This window comes from Luteimicrobium sp. NPDC057192 (genome assembly GCF_042670205.1).
Taxonomy (GTDB): domain Bacteria; phylum Actinomycetota; class Actinomycetes; order Actinomycetales; family Cellulomonadaceae; genus Luteimicrobium.
The window spans coordinates 21,610-41,434 of the sequence record NZ_JBHUWD010000038.1 but is presented as its reverse complement, the minus strand read 5'-3'; the positions used below and the strand labels follow the sequence as shown (position 1 = coordinate 41,434).

At 73.5% G+C, this 19,825-nt stretch carries 18 protein-coding genes; 7 read left to right on the top strand and 11 right to left on the bottom strand.

The window, feature by feature from the left end; all coding sequences use genetic code 11:
• Positions 1–44: 44 nt before the first annotated feature.
• From ACFT5B_RS16455 to ilvD, 3 genes are all read right to left on the bottom strand, one after another.
• Positions 45–1,598, bottom strand: coding sequence for a tannase/feruloyl esterase family alpha/beta hydrolase (locus ACFT5B_RS16455; protein ID WP_386800185.1), 1,554 nt, complete (start codon positions 1,596–1,598; stop codon positions 45–47).
• Positions 1,599–1,671: 73 nt separating this feature from the next.
• Entirely contained in the window at positions 1,672–3,327 is a 1,656-nt protein-coding gene (locus ACFT5B_RS16450) for an MFS transporter (RefSeq protein ID WP_386800183.1), read from the bottom strand.
• Between the two features lie 116 nt (positions 3,328–3,443).
• Complete coding sequence (gene ilvD, locus ACFT5B_RS16445; RefSeq protein WP_386800181.1) at positions 3,444–5,318, bottom strand: dihydroxy-acid dehydratase; 1,875 nt, start codon at positions 5,316–5,318, stop codon at positions 3,444–3,446.
• A 105-nt stretch (positions 5,319–5,423) separates the two neighbouring features.
• Here ilvD and ACFT5B_RS16440 point away from each other — a divergent pair, with 105 nt between their 5' ends.
• Together ACFT5B_RS16440 and ACFT5B_RS16435 are read left to right on the top strand one after the other, a co-directional pair.
• On the top strand, positions 5,424–6,272 hold the full coding sequence (locus ACFT5B_RS16440) for a helix-turn-helix transcriptional regulator (protein ID WP_386800179.1): 849 nt from the start codon (positions 5,424–5,426) through the stop codon (positions 6,270–6,272).
• A 55-nt stretch (positions 6,273–6,327) separates the two neighbouring features.
• On the top strand, positions 6,328–6,972 hold the full coding sequence (locus ACFT5B_RS16435; RefSeq protein ID WP_386800177.1) for a CatB-related O-acetyltransferase: 645 nt from the start codon (positions 6,328–6,330) through the stop codon (positions 6,970–6,972).
• A gap of 7 nt (positions 6,973–6,979) precedes the next feature.
• Here ACFT5B_RS16435 and ACFT5B_RS16430 read toward each other — a convergent pair whose 3' ends face one another.
• Positions 6,980–7,399, bottom strand: a complete 420-nt coding sequence (locus ACFT5B_RS16430; RefSeq protein ID WP_386800175.1) for a VOC family protein — start codon at positions 7,397–7,399, stop codon at positions 6,980–6,982.
• Positions 7,400–7,499: 100 nt separating this feature from the next.
• Here ACFT5B_RS16430 and ACFT5B_RS16425 point away from each other — a divergent pair, with 100 nt between their 5' ends.
• Positions 7,500–8,483: a helix-turn-helix transcriptional regulator gene (locus tag ACFT5B_RS16425; protein ID WP_386800173.1), complete on the top strand. Its 984-nt coding sequence runs from the start codon at positions 7,500–7,502 to the stop codon at positions 8,481–8,483.
• Here the strand turns inward: ACFT5B_RS16425 and ACFT5B_RS16420 are convergent.
• On the bottom strand, positions 8,444–9,667 hold the full coding sequence (locus ACFT5B_RS16420) for an MFS transporter (protein WP_386800171.1): 1,224 nt from the start codon (positions 9,665–9,667) through the stop codon (positions 8,444–8,446). The two genes, ACFT5B_RS16425 and ACFT5B_RS16420, sit on opposite strands and share 40 nt — an antisense overlap.
• Positions 9,668–9,740: 73 nt before the next feature.
• Between ACFT5B_RS16420 and ACFT5B_RS16415 the strand changes: the two genes are divergently transcribed.
• Complete coding sequence (locus ACFT5B_RS16415) at positions 9,741–10,142, top strand: DUF6804 family protein (RefSeq protein WP_386800169.1); 402 nt, start codon at positions 9,741–9,743, stop codon at positions 10,140–10,142.
• Between the two features lie 42 nt (positions 10,143–10,184).
• Complete coding sequence (locus ACFT5B_RS16410; RefSeq protein WP_386800167.1) at positions 10,185–11,057, top strand: LLM class F420-dependent oxidoreductase; 873 nt, start codon at positions 10,185–10,187, stop codon at positions 11,055–11,057.
• Between the two features lie 64 nt (positions 11,058–11,121).
• Here the strand turns inward: ACFT5B_RS16410 and ACFT5B_RS16405 are convergent, their stop codons facing one another.
• The 4 genes from ACFT5B_RS16405 to ACFT5B_RS16390 all read right to left on the bottom strand — a co-directional run bounded on the left by ACFT5B_RS16405 (position 11,122) and on the right by ACFT5B_RS16390 (position 16,478).
• Positions 11,122–12,639: an ATP-binding protein gene (locus ACFT5B_RS16405; protein ID WP_386800165.1), complete on the bottom strand. Its 1,518-nt coding sequence runs from the start codon at positions 12,637–12,639 to the stop codon at positions 11,122–11,124.
• 14 nt (positions 12,640–12,653) lie between these two features.
• Positions 12,654–14,435 (bottom strand): FAD-dependent oxidoreductase, encoded by a 1,782-nt coding sequence (locus ACFT5B_RS16400; protein ID WP_386800163.1) that lies wholly within the window; start codon positions 14,433–14,435, stop codon positions 12,654–12,656.
• 121 nt (positions 14,436–14,556) lie between these two features.
• On the bottom strand, positions 14,557–15,222 hold the full coding sequence (locus tag ACFT5B_RS16395; RefSeq protein WP_386800161.1) for an FMN reductase: 666 nt from the start codon (positions 15,220–15,222) through the stop codon (positions 14,557–14,559).
• Positions 15,223–15,299: 77 nt separating this feature from the next.
• A complete protein-coding gene (locus tag ACFT5B_RS16390) occupies positions 15,300–16,478 on the bottom strand; it encodes an LLM class flavin-dependent oxidoreductase (RefSeq protein ID WP_386800159.1) in 1,179 nt (392 codons plus the stop codon).
• A gap of 141 nt (positions 16,479–16,619) precedes the next feature.
• Here ACFT5B_RS16390 and ACFT5B_RS16385 point away from each other — a divergent pair, with 141 nt between their 5' ends.
• Entirely contained in the window at positions 16,620–17,243 is a 624-nt protein-coding gene (locus ACFT5B_RS16385; protein ID WP_386800157.1) for an L-threonylcarbamoyladenylate synthase, read from the top strand.
• Between the two features lie 24 nt (positions 17,244–17,267).
• On the opposite strand, the gene ACFT5B_RS16380 is transcribed toward ACFT5B_RS16385, so the two are convergent.
• On the bottom strand, positions 17,268–17,894 hold the full coding sequence (locus ACFT5B_RS16380) for a TetR/AcrR family transcriptional regulator (RefSeq protein WP_386800155.1): 627 nt from the start codon (positions 17,892–17,894) through the stop codon (positions 17,268–17,270).
• 115 nt (positions 17,895–18,009) lie between these two features.
• On the opposite strand from ACFT5B_RS16380, the gene ACFT5B_RS16375 reads away from it, so the two are divergent.
• Positions 18,010–19,170, top strand: coding sequence for an alpha/beta hydrolase (locus tag ACFT5B_RS16375; protein WP_386800153.1), 1,161 nt, complete (start codon positions 18,010–18,012; stop codon positions 19,168–19,170).
• A gap of 36 nt (positions 19,171–19,206) precedes the next feature.
• On the opposite strand, the gene ACFT5B_RS16370 is transcribed toward ACFT5B_RS16375, so the two are convergent.
• The gene (locus ACFT5B_RS16370; RefSeq protein ID WP_386800151.1) at positions 19,207–19,785 is read right to left on the bottom strand and encodes a Dps family protein; all 579 of its coding nucleotides are present in this window, start codon (positions 19,783–19,785) and stop codon (positions 19,207–19,209) included.
• Positions 19,786–19,825: the final 40 nt, after the last annotated feature.

Here is a 19,825-nt window from a genome sequence, read left to right as displayed (position 1 = left end):
CCCCGTCTCCGGGTCCCGCCGCCGTCGCGGTGAGGGGCGACGCGTCAGTGGCGCGTCGTCGCGAGGGGCCGCACGTGACGGGTGACCGTCGTGCCGTCCGGCTGGGTGGTCGTGGCGGTCAGCGTCGCGGGCGCCTTGCCCTGCTCGACCCAGCGGACCAGCGAGCCGAGCGCGTTCGTCGGATCGGTGCCGCCCGCGCAGTGGTCGACGCCCGGCAGGAGGAACACCCGGTAGAACGTGTCGACGTCCTTGGCTCCGAGCATCCGGTCGACGCGCTGCTTGTAGTCGACCGTGCCCTGCGTCGGGACGAGCTGGTCGGCCTGCCCGTGCCAGGTGATCAGCTTGCCACCGGATCGTGCGAAGGCCCGCAGGTCGGGGTCGTCGGTGCCGATGACGTCGTGGAACTGACGCTGCGACGACGCGAAGAGCCGGTAGAACGAGGCGTAGGTGAGCTTCGTCGTGTCGAACGACGGGTCGCCGGTCACGAAGTACCGGGCCCACTGGTCGGCGACCACGAACGGAGTCCCGGAGGCCGCCAGGGCGTCCAGGCTCGCTCCCTTGTTCGGGCCGTACCAGAGCCTCTGACCCGACGGCGTGGTCGGACCCGCCCAGATCTTGCGGACCGCGTCCGCGGTCGCCCGGGAGATGGTGAGCTCGTGCCCGTCGCACACGACCTTCGTCCCGACGAGGCGCCGAGCGTCCCAGTCGCACTTCGACGGGTCGTCGATCACGCCGTCCTTGTGCCCGTCGAGGGTGTCGCACGCCTTGACGGCGGCGTCGGTGAACGCCTGCAGCTCGCACGGGCTCGGCTGCACGTGCTCCTCGTTGAAGACCGCCTGCGACCAGAGCGTGGCGATCGCGAACCGGTCCCAGCTGATCGCGGGCGCGTTGGCGAGGACGCCCTGGAAGTCCGTCGGGTGGGCCTGCGCCTCGGCGTAGCCCTGCCGGCCGCCCGTCGAGCAACCGTTCCAGTACGCGTACGTGACCGAGCGCCCGTAGAACTGCTTCGCGACGTCCTTCCCGACGACAGCGAGGTCGTGCAGGGAGCGCGTCGAGAAGTTCGTCAGCAGCGCCGTGTCGACCGTGCCACGCTGCGTCAGCGCCCAGCCGCTCACGTCGACCGGGCTCTGACCGACGCCCGCGTCGGTGGCACCGGCCGCGTAGCCGGCCTTGACCGCCTGGACGAGCGCCGGAGCGGGGTCCGTGAGGTCGCCCGCGAGGTAGGCGCTGCCGCCGGCGGCCTGGAAGCGCCCGCTCCAGAGCGAGCGGTCCTGGGGCAGCGAGACCTTGATCTTGACGTGGTCGTTCGCCCCGAGGTGGCTCACCGTCACGGTCACGTCGCACCAGGCGGGCACGTCGGCGATCGGCGCGACGGGCGGGTAGGCGGTCGGGAAGGAGATCGTCCCGCCCGCGTGGGCGACCGCTGTGACGGTCTCGACCCGCGTCCCGGCCGGCGCATGGGGTCGGACCGGTGCGCAGGCCGCAGGGGGAGGGGTGGGTCCGGGGTCGGCAGCGACGTGCGCGGACGCCGCGGGAGCGACCAGCGCGGCTGCTGCGGGGAGGGCGAGCGCCAGTACGGCGAAGAGGTGTCGTCTCATGGGTGCCACGCTCCCGTGGATCCCGGCGCGCTCGCCCCAGGGTCGCCCACGGGGGTGCACCCTGGCCCCGGGCCTAGGCGGGCTCGCGCGCGGCCGCCGTGCCGTCCTCGACCGTCCCTCCGACGGGCACGGTCGGCAGCCGACGCGTGAAGAACAGCGCCGCGGCGGCCACCACGGCGAGGCCCGAGAGGCTGAGCCGCAGCGCGGCGATCCGGGCGTCCTCGTTCTCCTCCACGACGGCGGCCGCGACGTCCGTGGGGGTGCCGGCGTCGGCGAGGGCGGCCCCGAGGTCCGCGTCGGACACGAAGGGGATGCCGCTGATCAGCTCGACCTGAGCCGTCTGTGCCACGGAGTCGGGGACCGCGGGGTTGTGCTCGATGCCGGACACGAACGACGCCGTCAGTCCTGCGATGAGGATCGAGCCCGCGAGCGCCGTCCCGAGCGAGGCGCCGAGGTTGGAGGCGGTGTTCTGCAGGCCGCCGACCTCGGAGCTCGCCTCGTCGGGGACGGCGGAGACGGTGACGGCGCCGAGCTGGGAGGCGAGGGCGCCGACGCCGAGGCCGGCGAGGAGGAGGGGCACGGTGACGATCCCGGCCCCGGCGCCGACCTCGAGGGCGGCGACCAGGGACACGATGCCGATCAGGAGGGCGGTGAGCCCGACGGTGACGACGCGGCGCGGGGAGGCGTGCGGGCGGAAGCGGGGGACGCCGACGGCCGCGAGCAGGAGGGTGAGGGACAGGGGCAGGAGCCGCACGCCCGTGTCGACCGCGCTGAGACCGAGCGCGACCGAGAGGTAAAGCGGCACCGTGAAGAAGACGCCGGCCTGGACGAGGAACTGGAAGAGGAACATCGTGAGGCCGCCGACGAGCTGGCGGTTGTGGAGCAGGGACGTGCGGACGAGGGGTTCGCGGCCGCGGGCGAGGACGTGGTCCTCCCAGGTGAGGAAGAGCCGGACGACGACGAGCCCGGCGAGCACGAACCAGACGGTGAGCGAGAGACCGACGAGGGCGGGGGCCTCGGGCCGGGGCAGCACCCAGCCCCATTCTCCGGCGCGCAGGACGCCGAAGACGGCGAGCCCGAGCCCGAGCGCGGACAGGAGGGCGCCGACGGCGTCGAGGCGCTGTCCGGCGGTGGCGGGGACGTCGGTGATCCGGCGGGCGAGGACGAGGATGACCGCGACGACGACGACCTCGCCGACGAACACGAGACGCCAGGACAGGTAGGTGGTCATGGCGCCGCCGACGAGCGGTCCGACGGCGACGGCGATGGCGCCGGCCGACGCGACGAGTCCGTAGGCGCGGGGGCGCCCGGCGGCTGGGAAGTTGGAGGCGACGAGGGCGACGATCGCGGGCATGATGAGCGCCGCGCCGACGCCTTCGAGGACGGACCACCCGAGGATGAGGACGACGAGGTCGGGGGCGACGGCGGTGGTCAGGGAGCCGCACGCGTAGACGACGCACCCGATCGCGAACGCGCGGCGCCGGCCGATCATGCTGCCGACCTTGCCGCCGGTGACCATGAGGGTCGCCATCACGAGCGTGTAAAGGGTGATCGCGGTCTGGACGCCGGTGACGGTCGTGCCGACGTCCTCGGCGACCTGGGCGATGGAGACGTTCATGACGGAGCTGTCGAGCGTCATGAGGAACTGACCCGTGGCGAGGGTCAGGAGCACCAGACCGCTGGCTGCTCCTGCCCGGCTCGGTGCCTGCTGCGGGACCGGTGGCGCCACGACGACCTCCGCGGGCGAAGCGCCGTCCCGGTACGTGTGCACACCGGTTGCCGGCGCAGCGGGCGCTGGTGCGCCCGCTGCCCTCGATGGTCCCGCGCCGCCCCCGGCGGCGCACGTCAGAGGTTCGAGCCGGCGGCGACCTTCTCGAGCACCGACAGGTCGCGCACCGCGCCCTTGTCCGCCGACGTCGCGAGCGCGGCGTACGCGCGCAGCGCCGCCGAGACGGGACGCACCCGGTCCTTGGGGGCGTAGCGCCCGCCGAGGGCCTCCCGCCGGGCGGCGAGGACGTCGTCGGGCACGAGCAGCTCGAGGGCGCGGGTCGGGATGTCGATGCGGATCAGGTCGCCGTCCTCGACGAGAGCGATGGTCCCGCCGGACGCCGCCTCGGGGGACACGTGCCCGATCGAGAGGCCCGACGTCCCGCCCGAGAACCGGCCGTCGGTGACGAGCGCACAGACCTTGCCGAGCCCGCGGCCCTTGAGGAACGACGTCGGGTAGAGCATCTCCTGCATGCCGGGGCCGCCCTTGGGGCCCTCGTAGCGGATGACGACGACGTCGCCGGCCTTGACCTGCTTGGCGAGGATCTTCTCGACGGCCTCCTCCTGCGACTCGCAGACCACGGCCGGGCCCTCGAAGGTCCAGATCGACTCGTCCACGCCCGCGGTCTTCACGACGGCGCCGTCGACCGCGATGTTGCCGCGCAGCACGGCCAGGCCGCCGTCCTTCGAGTAGGCGTGCGCGACGTCGCGGATGCAGCCGGTCGCCGCGTCGGTGTCGAGCGATTCCCACCGCTCGGACTGCGAGAACGCCGTCGCCGAGCGCTGGCCGCCGGGGGCCGCGTGCCACAGCTCGAGCGCGGTGTCCGTGGCGGACCCGCCGCGCACGTCCCAGTCGGCCAGCCACTCCTTGATCGAGCCGGAGTGCACGGCGTGGACGTCGTCGTCGAGCAGGCCGCCGCGGTACAGCTCGCCGAGGATCGCGGGGATGCCGCCCGCGCGGTGCACGTCCTCCATGTAGTACGTGCCCTGCGGGGCGACGTTCGGGGCGACCTTCGCGAGGCACGGCACGCGGCGCGAGAGCGCGTCCATGTCGGTCAGGCCGAAGTCGACCTCGGCCTCCTGGGCCGCGGCGAGCAGGTGCAGGATCGTGTTCGTGGAGCCGCCCATCGCGATGTCGAGCGCCATCGCGTTGCCGAACGCCGCGGGGGTGGCGACGGAGCGGGGGAGGACGGAGTCGTCGTCGTCCTCGTAGTAGCGCTTCGCGATCTCGACGACGGTCCGCCCCGCCTCCTCGTACAGGGCACGACGCGCGGTGTGCGTCGCGAGGACGGACCCGTTGCCCGGCAGCGAGAGGCCGATGGCCTCGGTCAGGCAGTTCATCGAGTTCGCGGTGAACATGCCCGAGCACGACCCGCAGGTGGGGCAGGCGTTCTCCTCGATGCGCAGCATGTCGGCGTCCGAGACGGCGTCCGACACGGCGTTGGTCATCGCGTCGATGAGGTCGAGCTTGCGCACGGTGCCGTCGACGAGCGTCGCCCGCCCGGCCTCCATGGGGCCGCCCGAGACGAACACCGTCGGGATGTTGAGACGCAGCGCCGCCATGAGCATGCCGGGCGTGATCTTGTCGCAGTTCGAGATGCACACCAGCGCGTCGGCGCAGTGCGCGTTGACCATGTACTCGACCGAGTCGGCGATGAGGTCGCGGCTCGGCAGCGAGTAGAGCATGCCGCCGTGGCCCATCGCGATGCCGTCGTCGACGGCGATCGTGTTGAACTCGCGGGGGATCGCGCCCGCGGCCGAGATGGCCTCGGAGACGATGCGTCCGACGGGCTGCAGGTGGGTGTGGCCGGGCACGAACTCGGTGAAGGAGTTGGCGACCGCGACGATCGGCTTGCCGATGTCGCTCGAGGCGACGCCGGACGCGCGCATCAGTGCGCGGGCGCCGGCCATGTTGCGGCCATGGGTGACGGTGCGAGAACGGAGCGAGGGCATGCCACATTTCCTCACGAGCGCCCCGGGAACCGGAAGACGGCGCTGGTGCTAGTAGTGGGAGTACTAGCGTCGGGCTAGGCTTCCGGGCGTGGACGGGGAGGGCGCATGAGCGGGGACACCGAGCGGCGCAAGGAGCTCGGCGCGTTCCTCCGCGCCCGGCGCGAGCAGCTCGACCGCGCCGAGCTCGACCTGCCGCCCGTGACCCGCGGGCGGACGACCGGGCTGCGTCGCGAGGAGGTCGCCGCCCGCGCCGGGGTGAGCATCACCTGGTACACGTGGCTCGAGCAGGGCCGCGACATCAACCCCTCGCGCCAGGTCCTCGACGCGCTCGCCGTCACCATGCGCCTGTCGGCCGCCGAGCACGAGTACGTGCTCTCGCTCGCGGGCTACGCGCCGGCACCGGCCGCCGCGCCGACGGCGCCCCAGGAGATCCCCGCCCACCTGCAGCGGTTCCTCGACGCCCAGGCTCCGTCGCCCGCGTTCGCCCTCGCCCCCGACTGGGCGATCGTCGGGTGGAACCGCGCGTACGAGGTGCTCTACCCGAACGTCGCCGCGATGGCCCCCGAGGACCGCAACCTCCTGCTCGTGATCTTCACCGACCCCGAGGACCGTGCCCTGCTGCCCGACTGGGAGACCACGAGCCGGCGCTTCCTCGCCGAGTACCGGGCCCAGGCCGGGCCGCGGCTCGCGCTGCCCGAGCACGTGGCGCTCGTCGGGCGGCTGCGAGCCGAGAGCGAGGACTTCGCGCGCGCGTGGGCCGACCACCGGGTCGAGCGGTTCGCGTCCCGCGAGCGCCGGTTCACCCACCCGGTCGCGGGCGAGCTCGTGTTCGAGCACCACGAGCTCGTGCCCGCCGACCTGCCCGACGTGCACGTCGTCGTCTACCTCGCTGCGGACGGCTCGCCGACGCGGGACCGGATCGCCGCGCTGCTCGCGGACGCGCGCCGGCGATGACGCCAGGACACCCAACCGACCCGATGCGTCCGACCCACGAGGTGACCCCATCCCGATGAGCCAGCCCGCCGACCCGACCGTCCTGCACCCGATGCCCGGCCAGCCCCGGGTGGTGCTGCTCAAGCCGCTCGTGACGTCGCCGCTGATCGAGGTGGGGGAGTACACGTACTACGACGACCCCGACGACCCGACCGCCTTCGAAACGCGCAACGTCCTCTACCACTACGGGCCGGAGAGGCTCGTCATCGGCCGGTACTGCGCGCTCGGAACGGGCGTGCGCTTCCTCATGAACGGTGCCAACCACCGGCTCGACGGCCCCTCGACGTTCCCGTTCCCGACGATGGGCGGCTCGTGGGCCGAGCACCTCGACCTCCTCGCCGGCCTGCCGAGCAGGGGCGACACGGTGGTCGGCAACGACGTCTGGCTCGGCAACGGCGCGACGGTGCTGCCCGGCGTCCGGATCGGGCACGGCGCGGTCGTGGGCGCCGGCGCGGTGGTCACGCGCGACGTGCCCGACTACGGGATCGTCGCGGGCAACCCGGCACGGCTCGTCCGGCGCCGGTTCTCCGACCCGGATGTCGCCCGCCTCCTGGCGCTCGCCTGGTGGGACTGGCCGGCGGAGCACGTCACGGCGCACGTCCGGACCCTCATGGCGGGCACGGTCGACGAGCTGGAGGCGGCCGCGCCGGGCGTCGCGTGACAGGCGGTCAGGCGCGCCGGCCGGATGCGAGCTCGTCGAAGTGGCGGTTCTCCATCACGCCGAGCACGTTGCCGAACGGGTCGACGACGGACGCCGTGACGAACCCCGGCCCGCGCTCGGTCCGCGGCTCGTGCGGCGTGGCGCCGAGCTCGGCGAGGCGCGCCAGGGTCGCCTCGACGTCGTCGACGGCCCAGTAGACGGTCGCGCCCGCACCCGCTGCGGCGTCCCGCGCGACCGGGGCGGCGAACCGGCGGTCCATGATCCCGAGCTCGTCCTCGTCGACGCCGACGCGGAACTCGACGTACGCGGGCGTGTCCTCGGCCGGCTGGGCGAAGTAGGCGTCCTGGCCGAGCAGGGACGCGTACCAGTCGCGCGCGGCCGCGACGTCGTCGGCGGTGTAGGTGATGGTCGTGAGCCCTCGCAGCATGGTCGTGCCTTCCGTCGTCGGTGGTGGTGCGGTGCTTCGAGATCCATCCTGGCGGCGAAAGTGCTCACCAACTGAGCACTTTCTCTGCCAGGCTGGAGCGATGCGCGCGGACCGGCTCGTCGCCACCCTGCTGGTCCTGCAGGCGCGCGGCCGTGCCACGGCGCGCGAGGTCGCCGCGGAGCTCGAGGTGTCCGTCGCCACGACGCGCCGGGACCTCGAGGCGCTGTCGTCCGCGGGGGTGCCCGTCTACCCCCAGCCGGGCCGTGGCGGCGGCTGGGAGCTCGTGGGCGGGTCACGGACCGACCTCACCGGCCTCACGGCCGACGAGACCCGGGCGCTCTTCCTCCTCCTCGGCCCCGTTACCCGGGGGAGCGGCTCCCACGACGCCGCCCGCAGCGCCCTGCGCAAGATCCTGCAGGCGCTGCCCCGGACGTTCCGGGCGCACGCCGAGGCCGCAGCGGACGCGGTCGCCGTCGACCCGCTCGCATGGGGCTCGCCCCCCGTCGCCGACGAGCCGCCGAGCCTCGAGGCCGTGCGGCGGGCCGTCGTCGGCCGGGAGCGGCTCCGTCTCGTGTACGCGGACCACGCGGGCGTGCGGTCCGAGCGGACCGTCGAGCCGTGGGGCATCGTCGACAAGGACGGCGTCGGCTACCTCGTCGCGGGCACGGCCCGCGGCCGCCGGACCTTCCGCCTCGACCGGGTCCTGGAGGCGGCACCGACGGGAGGGACGTTCGAGCGCCCGCCGGACCTCGACGTCGCCGGCGAGTGGGCGGTCGTCGTTGCCGAGGTCGAGGAGCGCCGCTCGCGGACCTGGGCGACTCTCGTCGTCGAGCACCGGTACCTGCCGGTGCTCCGCACCCAGTTCGGCCGCCACGTGAGCGCGCTGGACGACGCCCCCGACGGGCGGGCACGCGTCCGGGTGGCCGACCCGACCCCGCTCGACCTCGCCCGCCACCTCGCAGGCTGGGGAGCGCTCGTTGACGTCGAGGAGCCGGCCGAGGTTCGGGCGGAGCTGGCCCGGATCGGGCGCGAGCTCGCGGAGCGCTACGCGGGCGAGGACACCGGGGCCGGCTCGCCGACGTAGCGGTTGCGCCCCGCGAGCAGCCCGACGACGAGCTGGAGGGACGCGACGCACGCCACGAGCGCGAGCGTCGCCGCCCACGCACCCGTCGCGTCGTGGAGCAGCCCTGCGACGGTCGGCCCGCCCGCGGCGATGAGATAGCCGACGCCCTGCGCCATGCCCGACAGGCGCCCGGCGTCGTGGGCCGTGCGCGTGCGGGCCGCGAACAGCGACAGCGCGACCACGAGGGACGAGCCCGAGCTGATACCCGCCAGCAGGACCCAGACCACGTGCGCCCCGGGCGCGAGGATCAGCCCCACCGCCGCGACCACCATGAGCGCGGAGACCCCCGCCGCCGCGAGGCGCTGGTCGTGCTGGCGGCGCAGGATCGGCCCGATCACGAGTCCCGCCATGATCCCGACGATCTGCATCGCGAACAGGAGCCAGCCCGCGGCCGAGTGCGTCGTGCCCGACCGGTCGTGCTCGATCTGGGGCAGCCAGTTGACCAGCAGGTAGTAGCCGCTCGACTGCAGGCCCATGTAGAGCGCGACCTGCCACGCGGTCGCGCTGGACCACGGGGCGACTCCGAGGGGCTGCGGGTCGTCGTCGGGCGGGGGCGTGTGCGCCCGGCTGCGGGGGAGCCACAGGAGCGCACCGAGCAGCGCGAGCCCCGCCCACGCGCCCAGCGCGAGCTGCCAGCCCCCGACCGCCGCGAGGGGCACCGCGATCCCCGACGCGATCGCCGCGAAGCCGCTCATGACGGCCGAGTAGACGCCCGTCACCGTGGGCACGTGCTCGGGGAAGTCGCGCTTCACGAGCGCGGGGACCAGCACGTTCCCGACGGCGATCGCCGCGGCGAGCAGCACCGTGCCCGCCCAGAGGGAGCCCGGGATCGCGACGACCGAGCGGAGGGCGGTCCCGGCGGTCAGCACCCACAGGGCGACCCCGACCGCGGGCTCGGTGCCGAGGCGCCGCGCGAACGCGTGGACGAGCGGGGACACGACAGCGAACGTGAGGAGCGGCACGGCGCCCAGCAGGCCGAGCGCCCCCGCGGAGAGGCCCTGGTCGTCGCCCAGGTCGTCGATGACGGGTCCGACCGCCGTGATCGCCCCGCGCAGGTTCGCCGCGACCACGAGCACCGTGACGAGCAGGTACACGTGGGCCACCCGCCCCGACGAGGCGCGGGAGGCGGCGAGGTCGCGAGGCATCCCGGCATCCTACGGCGCACGCACCGGCCGGTACCGGGTCGGGAGGTCGTCGCCGGCTGGCTAGGCTCGGGGCGTGAGCCCGAACCCGCCCCGCCGCCCGTCCAGCCCCGCACCCGGGAACCGTCCCGGTGGCCGGCCCGCCGACCGGTACGGGGACGACGGCACCCTGCGGTCCGCATTCGTGCCCGGCGTGCTCGGGGGGATCGCGGCGCTCGTCGGGACGGCCTTCGCGGAGTCGTCGAGCGGGTTCACCGTCGTCCGCTACGTCGTCGCGATCCTCGCGCTCATCATGATCGTGTTCGCCGTCCAGGCGAAGGCGTTCGTCTGGGTCGTCCCGCTCGCCGCGATCGCGGTGCTCTGGAACCCGGTGGTCGACTTCGACTTCCACGGCACGTGGTGGGGGGTCGTCCAGGTGCTCGCGGCCGTCGTCCTCGTGCTCGCCGGCGTCCGGATCAAGGTGCCCGCGTCCGACTGACCCCTTGACTTCGAGCGCGCTCGAAGGTGAAGCATGCTGGGCATGCGACTCGGTGCTCACCTCATGCGGTTCGACTCGGTCCCTTCCTCCGCGCTCCGGCAGGAGCTCGTCGACACGGCGGACGCCGCCGAGGAGGCCGGCCTCGGCTGGCTCTCCGTCATGGACCACTGGTTCCAGATGGTCCGCGCCGGCTTCCCGGCGTCGGACCCGATGCTCGAGGCGTACACGACCCTCGGGTTCCTTGCCGGGCGCACCGAGACGGTCCAGCTCGGCGCGCTCGTCACGGGCGTGACCTACCGCTACCCGGCCCTCCTCGCCAAGACCGTCGCGACGCTCGACGTCCTCGCCGGCGGCCGCGCGACGCTCGGCATCGGGGCCGCCTGGTACGAGGAGGAGCACGCCGCGCTCGGCGTGCCGTTCCCGCCCCTCAAGGAGCGCTTCCAGCGCCTGGAGGAGGCGGTGCTCATCGCGCGTCAGATGTACGACCCCGCGAACGACGGCCCGTTCGACGGCGAGCACTACCAGCTCGGCGAGACGCTGTGCTCCCCGCAGCCGCTCAGCAAGCCCGAGATCATGATCGGCGGGTCGGGGGAGAAGGTCACGCTGCGTCTCGTCGCGAAGCACGCGGACGCCTGCAACCTGTTCGCCGCCGACACCGCGACCCTCCAGCACCTGCTCGACGTGCTGCACCGCCACTGCGACGACGTCGGCCGCGACCCCGCCGAGATCCGGGTGACGACGCTCCACGGCGGCGACAAGCTGCTCGCCGGGGACGTGGACGGGTTCGTCGACGAGATGCGCGGGTTCGCTGCGCTCGGCGTGGACACGGTCATCCTGCGGCCGCCGGCCACGTCCCTCGCCGCATGGGTGCGCGACGCCGTCGCCCCCGCCGTCGCCCCGGTCCGCGACCTCTGACCGCGAGGTAGACCGGCATCCCGCATACCTCGCGAGGTAGACCGGCATCCGGGGTACCTCGCGGTCAGGCCGGGTCCGGGTCGCTGAGCGGGAGCCGGACGACGAACCGGGTGTCGCCCGGTTCGGACGTCACCCGCAGGTCGCCGTGGTGCTTGTTCACGACGATCCGCCACGCGATGTCGAGCCCGAGCCCCGTCCCGGAGCCCACCGGCTTGGTCGTGAAGAACGGCTCGAAGATGCGGGGGAGCACGTCGGCGGGGATCCCCGGCCCGGAGTCGGCGATCTCGACCTCGACGGCGTCGTCGGGGGCGTCGGGGGCGCGCCGCGTGGTGACCGTGAGCGTCCCGGACCCGTCGCGCCCGCCCATGGCCTGCGCCGCGTTGTCGATGATGTTGGTCCAGACCTGGTTGAGCTCGGCCGCGTAGACCGGCACGGTCGGTAGCGTCCGGTCGTAGTGCCGCACGACCTCGATCCCGGCCCCGAGGGCGTGGTCGAGCATGACGAGCGTCGAGTCGAGGAGCTCGTGCAGGTCCGCGCGCCCCTCGGGCGCCCGCCCGATCTGCGAGTACTGCTTCGCGGCGCCGACGAGCGTCGCGATCCGGGTCGTGGCGTCCTCGATCTCGCCCATGAGCTGCTCGGTCTCGATCGTGTACCCGATCCAGCGGACCGCGCCGTCGAGCGCGTCGGGCGCGACGAGCGCCGCGACCTTGTCGAGCCAGGGCCCGTCGATGCCCGCCTGCACGAACGCCGGCGCGAGATCCCACCCGGCTCGGAGTCCGTGGTCGTCGAACCAGTCGACGAGCGCGTCCTCGAGGTCCGAGGCCTCGAGGGGGCTCGGCGCGGTCCCTTCGGCCGCGGCGTCGTGCAGGTGCTGGACGGCCTCCTCCTGCAGCTGGATGAGCGTCGCGATGCTCGTGCGGTCGTACGGGCCTGCGGCGATGAACGAGAGCTTGTGCCGCATCCCGGCCACCCGTTCGCGCAGCGTCGCCGTGGCGCGCGACGCGGCGGCAGCCGGGTTGTTGAGCTCGTGCGTCAGCCCCGCGGACAGCGACCCGAGCGCGAGCAGCCGCTCGCGCTGCCCGACGGCACGCTCGGTGTTCTTCTGCCCGAAGAACAGGCCCTCCAGCAGGTGGACCGCCATGGGGAACCACGACGTCATGAGCTCGCGGAAGTCGTCCGCCGACAGCACGTAGAAGCGTGACGGGCGCAGCACGCGCAGCGAGTGCGGGTACGTCTGGGCGACGCGCTCACCCAGGTAGGCGTTCCAGGCGCCCGCGTAGACGCCGCGCTGGTCGGTCCGGCTCACCTCGACGTCGTCGTCGCCCACCCGGCGGTAGACCGCGACCTCGCCGTCGATCAGCACGAACAGGCAGCGCGCCGGGTCGCCCTCGGTGAGGAGCATCCCCGGCCCGACCTGCTGGACGGCGCCGTGCTCGCACAGCCACACGAGCTGGTCGTCGTCGAGCTTCTCGAACAGGAACAGGGTGCGCAGCTCGTCGATGTCGCACGGCAGGTCCGGCCCGACGACGCACGGTCCGGCGCCGCGCGTCCCGAGGCCGGTGCGGGTCTGCTCGTCGGTCATGTCGCCTCCGTGGGTCAGCGCTGGTCGAGGTAGCGGTGGACGAGCATGACGGCCATCGCGCCCTCGCCGACCGCGGACGCCACCCGCTTGGCCGACTCGGAGCGCACGTCGCCGGCCGCGAAGATGCCCGGCACGCTCGTCTCGAGGTGGTACGGCGGACGGTCGAGGGTCCAGCCCGCGGGCGCGGCGCCGTCCTGCAGGAGGTCCGGCCCGGCGACGACGAAGCCGTGCGCGTCGCGGACCACGACGCCGTCGAGCCAGTCGGTGCGCGGCGCGGCCCCGATGAAGACGAACAGCCACCCCGTCTCGACCGGCGCCTGTTCCCCCGTCGCGATCTCGCGCAGCACCACGCCCTCGAGGTGGTCCTCGCCGGTCGCCTCGACGACCTCGGTGCCGAGGCGGACGTCGATCCGTGGGTGGGCGCGCACCTGCTCGACGAGGTAGCTCGACATGCCCTGCTCGAGCGAGGCTCCGCGCACGACGAGCGTCACGCGGGCGGCGTCGCGCGCGAGGAACACCGCGGCCTGGCCGGCGGAGTTCGCCCCGCCCACGACGAGCACCTGCTCGCCCGCGCACGACGGCGCCTCGGTGAGCACCGAGCCGTAGTACACGCCGCGCCCGACGAGGTCGGCGAGCCCGGGGCCGCCGAGCATCCGGTAGGACACGCCGCTCGCGAGGATGACCGTCTGGGCGTCGAGGCTCTGCCCGCCGGTGAGCCGCACGGTGTGCGCGGAACCGTCGACGTCGAGGCCGACGACCTCGCGCGTCGTGACGAGTTCCGCGCCGAACTTGAGCGCCTGCCGCCGGGCGCGCTCGGTGAGCTGGCTTCCGGAGACGCCGTCGGGGAAGCCGAGGTAGTTCTCGATCCGGGACGACTGGCCGGCCTGGCCACCGGTGGCGGTCCGTTCGACGAGGGCCGTCCGCAGGCCTTCGGACGCGCCGTAGAGCGCCGCCGACAGTCCGGCAGGCCCGCCTCCCACCACGACGAGATCGTAGAAGTCCGACGACGGCCGCGTGACCAGCCCGACCCGCTCCGCGAGCTCGGGGTCGTCGGGCGCGACGAGGACGCCGCCGTCGGGCGTGACGACCACGGGGAGCGGGGGTGGGTCGGGGAACGTCGTGCCGAGGCGTCCGGCCGCGGCGGACAGCAGCCGGTCGCCCTCGGGCGAGTCGACAGCGAACCACCGGTAGGGGACCGCGTTGCGGGCCAGGAGCTCGCGGACCTCGGAGGACCGCGCGTGCCAGCGGTGCCCGACGACCTTCGTCTCGGCGACGGGCTGGGGCGCGCGCCGCGACCACGCCTCGAGCTGCGCGTCGAGCACCGGGTAGAGCTTCTCCTCCGGCGGGTCCCAGGGCTTGAGGAGGTAGTGGTCGAGGTCGACGACGTTGACCGCCTGGATGGCGGCGTCCGTGTCCGCGTAGGCGGTGAGCAGGATCCGCCGGGCGGCGGGGAACAGGTCCATCGCCTGCTCGAGGAACTCGATGCCGCTCATGCCGGGCATGCGGTGGTCCGCGACGAGGACCGCGACCGTCTCGCCGCGCAGCTTGATCTCGCGCAGCGCGTCGAGCGCCTGCTCGCCCGACTCGGCCCGCACCACGCGGTAGGTCTCGCCGTACCGACGGCGCAGGTCGCGCGCGACGGCCCGGGAGACGCCCGGGTCGTCGTCGACGGTCAGCAGCACGGGCCGGGCCCGCTCGCCCCGCGGGGACCGGTCACCCGTGCCCGTGGTGGCGGTGTCGGGTGCGGTGCGCGACGGGGCGAGGGCGGGCGCGGTGGTGACGGTGGGCGTGCTCACGCGGTGGGTCCTCCGAGGGCTGGGGGCGACCGGTCGGCCGGGTGCGCGCGCACCCGGCCCGGTCCGGCCTCCAGTCTGCGTCGTCCGGGCCGCGAGCGCGAGAGTCCGGCCGGTTCCGGTGTCAGCCCGCGAGCCCGCCGAGCATGTCCTCGAACGACGGGGTGCCGGCGAAGGGCGCGTCCTGCCCGGACGACGCCGGCTTCCGCGCGGCGCGCGAGGCGACCGTGCGGGCGAGCTCGCCGCCCGCCCGTCGGACGCGCTCCGGCAGCGTGCCCGCGCTGCCGCCGGCCTCGGCCCAGTCGTCGGTCGCGGCGAACACGGTCGTCGTGGCGACGTCGGCCCGGAGGTAGGTGAACAGCGGGCGGAGCCCGTACTCGAGGGCGAGCGAGTGCCGCGGCGTCCCGCCCGTGGCCCCGAGCAGCACTGGCATCCCGACGAGCGAGTCCTTGTCCAGGATGTCGACGAACGACTTGAACAGGCCCGAGTACGTCGTGGTGAACAGCGGAGTGACGAGGACGAGCGCGTCCGCGTGCGTGACCTGCTCGATGACGTGCGCGAGGTCCCCGGACGCGAACCCGGTGAGCATCGTGTCCATGATCGCGTGCGCGTGGTCGCGCAGCTCGACCGTCTCCACCGTCGCCCGGACCCCCTGCTCGGCGAGCGCCGCGACGGTCGCCTCGGCGAGGCGGTCGCCCAGCAGCCGGGTCGACGACGGCTGGCTCAGGCCGGCGGAGACGAGGACGACGCGACGCGTGTCGTCCTGGTTCGCGGGCTCGGGCAGGTTCACGATGCTCCTCCGGGTGAGGGGGTGGGGGCCGGGTCGGTTGACCATGTCAAGTGTCCCACCGGTGGTGGTGGCGCCGGTCATCGGGTCACCGCGTCGGCGGTCTCGGTGGCGTCGTCCTCGGCGCGGCGACCGGTCCAGCGGTCCTCGCCGACGACGTGCAGGCCGGTCGCCTCGCCGGCGGCCTGCGCCTTGGCGACGAGGTCCGCGTGGGACGGCGGGTTCGACGGCACGCCCTCGGGGCGGTGCTTGTCGGCCTCGGCACGCAGCACCGGGACGATGTCCTCGGCGAGGATGTCGATCTGCTCGAGCACGGTCTTGAGCGGCAGGCCGGCGTGGTCGACGAGGAACAGCTGGCGCTGGTAGTCGCCGACGTCCTCGCGGAACGCCGCGTACCGGTCGATGACCTGCTGCGGGCTGCCGACCGTCAGCGGGGTCTCGCGCGTGAAGTCCTCCATCGAGGGCCCGTGCCCGTAGACGGGCGCGTTGTCGAAGTACGGCCGGAACTCGTCCCAGGCCTTCTGCGAGTCCTTGCGGACGAAGACCTGCCCGCCGAGCCCGACGATCGCCTGGTCGGCGCGCCCGTGCCCGTAGTGCTCGAAGCGCTGACGGTAGAAGGCCACCATCTGCTTGGTGTGCTCCATGGGCCAGAAGATGTTGTTGTGCAGGAACCCGTCGCCGTAGTAGGCGGCCTGCTCGGCGATCTCGGGGGAGCGGATCGAGCCGTGCCAGACGAACGGGGGGACGCCGTCGAGCGGGCGCGGGGTGGACGTGAAGCCCTGGAGCGGCGTGCGGAACTTGCCCTCCCAGTCGACGACGTCCTCGCTCCAGAGGCGACGGACCAGCGCGTAGTTCTCGATCGCGAGGTTGATGCCCTGACGGATGTCCTGGCCGAACCACGGGTAGACGGGGCCGGTGTTGCCGCGGCCCATCATGAGGTCCATGCGGCCGTCGGAGATCACCTGGAGCATCGCGTACTCCTCGGCGATGCGGACCGGGTCGTTGGTCGTGATGAGGGTCGTGGCGGTCGAGAGCGTGATGTTCTTGGTCACGCCCGCGAGGTAGCCGAGCATCGTGGTGGGGGAGGACGCGACGAACGGCGGGTTGTGGTGCTCGCCGGTCGCGAAGACGTCGAGCCCGGCCTCGTCGGCGTGCTGGGCGATGGTGAGGATGTTGCGCACGCGCTCGGTGTCGTCGGGGGTGCGCCCGGTCGTCGGGTCGGTCGTGACGTCGCTGACCGTGAAGATGCCGTACTGCATGCTGCGCTCCCGCTGCCTCGGTCCGTCTGGTTCATGCGTTTGCATGTATCGACCGCCTCAACGGGGCGAGGGCGGCAACTATTCCCCACTCTCGCGCCCGCCTCCCGGCCCCGCGCGCGGGACCGTCCTACGCTCGGAGGCATGGCGCGCTACTTCGACGTCCACCCCGTCAACCCGCAGCCACGCTCGATCGAGCAGGTCGCCCAGCTCGTGCGCGAGGACGACCTCGTGGTCTACCCCACGGACTCCTGCTACGCGCTCGGGTGCCGGCTCGGCAGCCGGACCGGGCCGGACCGGATCCGACGGCTGCGCCAGCTCGACGCCCGGCACGACTTCACGCTCGTGTGCGCGGACTTCTCCCAGCTCGGCCAGTTCGTCATCGTCGACAACGCCGCGTTCCGGTCCATCCGGGCGGCCACCCCGGGGCCGTACACCTTCATCCTCAAGGCCACGGGAGAGGTGCCCCGCCGCCTCGCGCACCCCAAGAAGCGCACGGTCGGGGTGCGGATCCCCGACAACCCCGTCGCGCTCGCGATCGTGCGCGCGCTCGGTGAGCCGATCGTGTCGTCCACGCTGCTGCTCCCCGGCCACGACGAGCCCCTCACCGACGGCTGGCAGATCAAGGAGGAGCTCGACCACGCGGTCGACGCCGTCGTCGACGGCGGGGACTGCGGCACCGAGCCCACCACGGTCGTCGACCTGTCGTCCGGCGCGCCCGAGGTCGTCCGCGTCGGCGCGGGCGACCCTGCGCCGTTCGAGGCCTGACGCCTCACGGGAGCGCGGCGTCCGTCACGCCGGGGCGGCGGGATCCTTCGACGACGGCGGCGCCGCGGTGTCGCTCGCGCCGAGCGCGCGAAGCGTGTGGGCGACGAGAGCGTCGAGGTGGTCGTCGTCGGGCATGTCGAGGTGCACGGCGAGCCGGTGGTAGATGGGCCCGTAGAGCAGGTCGAGGGCGACGGCGAGGTCCACGTCCGGCGGGAGCTGCCCGACCTCCTGCGCACGCCGCAGCCGCTGCTCGAACGTGGCGATGCGCGGGCGGATGAGGCGCTCGTGGACCTGGCGGGAGAGGGCGCAGTCGTGCAGGGACTCGGCCAGCAGCCCGATCGCGGGTGAGCTGTCGAGCGGCGTGAGGATGTCGATCACCTCGACCAGGAGGCTGCGGAGGTCTGCCGCGAGGTCGCCCGTGTCGGGCGGGTCGATGCCGACGGCCGCGGCCTGGTCCAGGAGGTCGAGCACGATCGCGCCCTTGGAGGGCCACCACCGGTAGATCGTCATCTTGCCGACACCCGCGCGGGCGGCGATCGCCTCGATGGTGAGCCGCTGGTAGCCGCTCTCCGCACAGATGGCCGCGGTGGCGGCGAGGACGGCCTGGCGACTTGTCTCGCTGCGCCGGGCTGCGTCGGGGGTTCGTGCCATGTCGCCCAGTCTAGGCGAGACAGTACGTATCGTCTTGACAGTGGAAGACGGGTGCCCCAGGATCAGACGAGACGGAACGTATCGTCACACTGTCGTCGTCGATCCGGGGGTTCTCGTGGGTTACGTCTTCACCGTCGTCCTGGTGGCCTGGTGCACCTTCTTCGCCGTGGTCGCGCCGCGGCGCCCCCACCCGGTCGCGATGATGAGCTTCGTCTTCGGCCAGGTCCTCGCCGAGCTGCCGTTCTTCGGGATCTACCTCCTGGTGGCCGCGACCGCGCTCGCCTGGGCGGAGGGCGACCTCACCTCGTCGCCGGCTCAGGCGGCCGTCGAGCTCGCCGCCCTCACGGTGGTCGCGCTGGGCTATGGGGCGTGGCGCGGCGTGCGGAGCGACCGCGTGGTGAGCGGGGCGCTCCTGGCGGGGCTGGGGCACGACTGGCGCGAGCGCGTGACCGGGCCGCTGCGGCGACACCGCCCCTGGGCCCGGATCCTGCTCTTCCCGGTGGCCGTCACGCAGCCGGGCCTCGAGCGGATCCGCAACGTCAGCTACGGGCCCGCGGCGGGCCGGGCGAACCTTCTCGACGTCTACCGCCGGCGGGACGCCCCCGCGGACGCACCCGTCCTCGTCTACCTCCACGGCGGCGGGTACCGCTCAGGAGGAAAGAGCCGCGAGGCCAAGCCGCTCCTCCACCGGCTCGCCGGCCAGGGCTGGGTCTGCGTCAGCGCGAACTACCGGCTCCGTCCCGAGACCACGTTCCCGGGCCACCAGATCGACGCCAAGCGGGTCATCGCCTGGGTCCGTGAGCACGGCGCCGAGTACGGGGCCGACCCGTCGACCGTCTTCGTCGCGGGCAGCTCGGCCGGCGCGAACATCGCGGGCACGTGCGCCCTCACCGCGAACGACCCGGCGTTCCAGCCGGGCTTCGAGTCGGCCGACACCTCCGTGGCCGCAGCCGTCTTGCTCTACGGCTACTACGGCCACGCGTTCGGGGGCCACCCCGACGACGGCCCCGACCCGCTCCAGCCCGGCCCGTACCTGAGCCCCGGCGCGCCGCCCTTCTTCGTCGCGCACGGGACCAAGGACACGTGGGGGACCGTCGAGGGGGCGCGCCGGTTCGTCGCCCGCCTGCGGGCCGTCTCGACCGAACCGGTCGTCTACGCCGAGCTGCCGGGCGCCCAGCATTCCTTCGACGTGTTCCATTCGGCGCGGTTCGAGGCCGTCGTCGACAGTGTGGAGGCGTTCACCGCCGCCGTGCGCTCGCGCCAGCGGACCCCCTGAGGTCCCGCCACGCGTCGGAGCGCACGACGGCGCCCGTCACGGCTCGCCGCGCGCGCCCTTCTCGGCGGCGTTCGCGGCCGAGCGCTCGGTCCGCTTGTCCTCGGTCGAGAGGTCGCCGCCCGCGTTCTCGAGGTGGGCACGGACGAACCAGTGGAACTGCTCGAGCGAGTGCAGGTGGCCGATGAGCATGTCGTTGGTGACGTCGTCGAGCTCCTCGGTGTCCTCGGCGGCCTGGCGGTGCGCCGAGATGACACCCTGGTAGACCTCGTCGAGCGCGCCGAGGTGCGCGATGGCCGAGGCGCGGCCCAGCGAGTAGTCCTCCCACGAACGGCTCGCGACGAGCGCTCCCGGCGTGCCCTGCGGCGACCCGCCGAGCGTCGCGATCCGCTCGGCCGTCTGGTCGACCATCGCCCGGACCTCCTCGACCTGCGGGTCGATCATCTCGTGCACGGCGATGAAGTGCGGCCCGACGACGTTCCAGTGGACGTGCTTGAGCGTCAGGGCGAGGTCGTTGAGGGAGTTCAGCCGGTCCTGGAGGATCGTCGCGACCTTCTGCCCGTCCTCGAGCGACATTCCGGGGACCGTGTAGTGCGGGGTGGGCTTCTGCGATGCCATCCTGGGGACCTCCTTCGAGCGCGGCGCGGCTCTCGTGCCG

Excerpts from the sequence above, each read along its gene's own strand:
- ACFT5B_RS16455 (WP_386800185.1), bottom strand. The coding sequence starts at position 1,598 with ATGAGACGACACCTCTTCGCCGTACTGGCGCTCGCCCTCCCCGCAGCA.
- ilvD (WP_386800181.1), bottom strand. The coding sequence starts at position 5,318 with ATGCCCTCGCTCCGTTCTCGCACCGTCACCCATGGCCGCAACATGGCC.
- ACFT5B_RS16440 (WP_386800179.1), top strand. The coding sequence starts at position 5,424 with ATGAGCGGGGACACCGAGCGGCGCAAGGAGCTCGGCGCGTTCCTCCGC.
- ACFT5B_RS16435 (WP_386800177.1), top strand. The coding sequence starts at position 6,328 with ATGAGCCAGCCCGCCGACCCGACCGTCCTGCACCCGATGCCCGGCCAG.
- ACFT5B_RS16430 (WP_386800175.1), bottom strand. The coding sequence starts at position 7,399 with ATGCTGCGAGGGCTCACGACCATCACCTACACCGCCGACGACGTCGCG.
- ACFT5B_RS16425 (WP_386800173.1), top strand. The coding sequence starts at position 7,500 with ATGCGCGCGGACCGGCTCGTCGCCACCCTGCTGGTCCTGCAGGCGCGC.
- ACFT5B_RS16420 (WP_386800171.1), bottom strand. The coding sequence starts at position 9,667 with ATGCCTCGCGACCTCGCCGCCTCCCGCGCCTCGTCGGGGCGGGTGGCC.
- ACFT5B_RS16410 (WP_386800167.1), top strand. The coding sequence starts at position 10,185 with ATGCGACTCGGTGCTCACCTCATGCGGTTCGACTCGGTCCCTTCCTCC.
- ACFT5B_RS16405 (WP_386800165.1), bottom strand. The coding sequence starts at position 12,639 with ATGACCGACGAGCAGACCCGCACCGGCCTCGGGACGCGCGGCGCCGGA.
- ACFT5B_RS16390 (WP_386800159.1), bottom strand. The coding sequence starts at position 16,478 with ATGCAGTACGGCATCTTCACGGTCAGCGACGTCACGACCGACCCGACG.
- ACFT5B_RS16385 (WP_386800157.1), top strand. The coding sequence starts at position 16,620 with ATGGCGCGCTACTTCGACGTCCACCCCGTCAACCCGCAGCCACGCTCG.
- ACFT5B_RS16380 (WP_386800155.1), bottom strand. The coding sequence starts at position 17,894 with ATGGCACGAACCCCCGACGCAGCCCGGCGCAGCGAGACAAGTCGCCAG.
- ACFT5B_RS16370 (WP_386800151.1), bottom strand. The coding sequence starts at position 19,785 with ATGGCATCGCAGAAGCCCACCCCGCACTACACGGTCCCCGGAATGTCG.